The organism is Clostridium sp. CTA-19 (assembly GCF_054767855.1).
On sequence record NZ_BAAABH010000082.1, the window covers coordinates 1 to 993 of the forward strand.

Below are 993 nucleotides of genomic sequence, written 5' to 3' on the forward strand. Positions count from 1 at the left end.
CAACAATTATATTAATGAAATTAGGAGGGCTACAATATGTCAAAAGTTGTTTTTAAAAGAAAGTTTTCAGAAGAACAAAGAGTTGCTTATGTTAAAGAAGTTCTTGAATCTGGTAGTAATTCTTTAATAGCTAAAAAATATGATATTAATCCAGTTCAATTAAGCACATGGGTTAACAATTACCGTAGGTATTCTCAAACTATAAAGCCGAAAAATCCAAAGGAAGGTGAGATTATACCTAATTATAAAAAAGAATATCATAAATTTAAGGATGAAAATGAAGAGCTTAAATTAAAAATAGCAATCCTTGAAGATCTTCTAAAAAAAACAACCAACGTTAGATGATAAAGTTGCTATTGCTCATAAGTGGATAACTTTAGGTTATAAAGTTGTTACTGTATTAAGCATTGTAGAATTATCTAAGTCCTCTTATTACTACAAAATAAAACATGAGTATGCTGAGAGAAGCTACGCTAATACAGGTCGTAAGACACCTGGATTTAGTTATAATTTTGATGGAGATAAGATTAATGACTTAGATATACAAAGCTATATAGTAAAAATTAAATCTCAGAAAACTAGTAAATTCTATGGTTATAAGAAAGTTACTGCTGTTTTAAGAAATAACTACAATATTAAGATTAATAAGAAAAAAGTTAGAAGATTAATGAAAAACTTAAACTTGTTAGATCCAAATAGAAAACGCACTCTAAAACGAGTGTCACGTGTCTGCGAAAGTAGAACAATAATAAAATCAAACCAATTGTGGCAAATGGATATAAAGTATGCGTTTATAGCTGGAACAAAGCGAACTGCCTATATTACGTCTATAATCGATGTGTTTGATAGAGAACTTGTAAGTACATCAATAGATTTATCTGCAACTGGTGAAGTTGCGAAAAAAGTTTTAATTCAAGGTTTATATTCCAGAGGCATTAAAGATAATCCAAATGGATTAGTAATCCGTACGGATAATGGTAGTCAATTTATTAG

2 protein-coding genes and 1 pseudogene are annotated in these 993 nt (G+C 28.9%); all 3 read left to right on the forward strand.

Going from position 1 to position 993, the window contains the following annotated elements; translation table 11 throughout:
- The first annotated feature begins 36 nt into the window (after positions 1-36).
- Entirely contained in the window at positions 37-345 is a 309-nt protein-coding gene (locus tag ACYUE0_RS17680) for a transposase (RefSeq protein ID WP_460271932.1), read from the forward strand.
- Positions 346-562: 217 nt separating this feature from the next.
- A pseudogene (locus tag ACYUE0_RS17685) lies at positions 563-694 on the forward strand (transposase); the annotation flags it as partial.
- 78 nt (positions 695-772) lie between these two features.
- Positions 773-993, forward strand: a 221-nt coding sequence (locus ACYUE0_RS17690; RefSeq protein ID WP_460271934.1) for a DDE-type integrase/transposase/recombinase, incomplete at its 3' end; no start/stop codon positions are given.

Bases quoted from the DNA above. Each gene is read 5' to 3' on its own strand.
- ACYUE0_RS17680 (WP_460271932.1), top strand. From the start codon at position 37: ATGTCAAAAGTTGTTTTTAAAAGAAAGTTTTCAGAAGAACAAAGAGTT.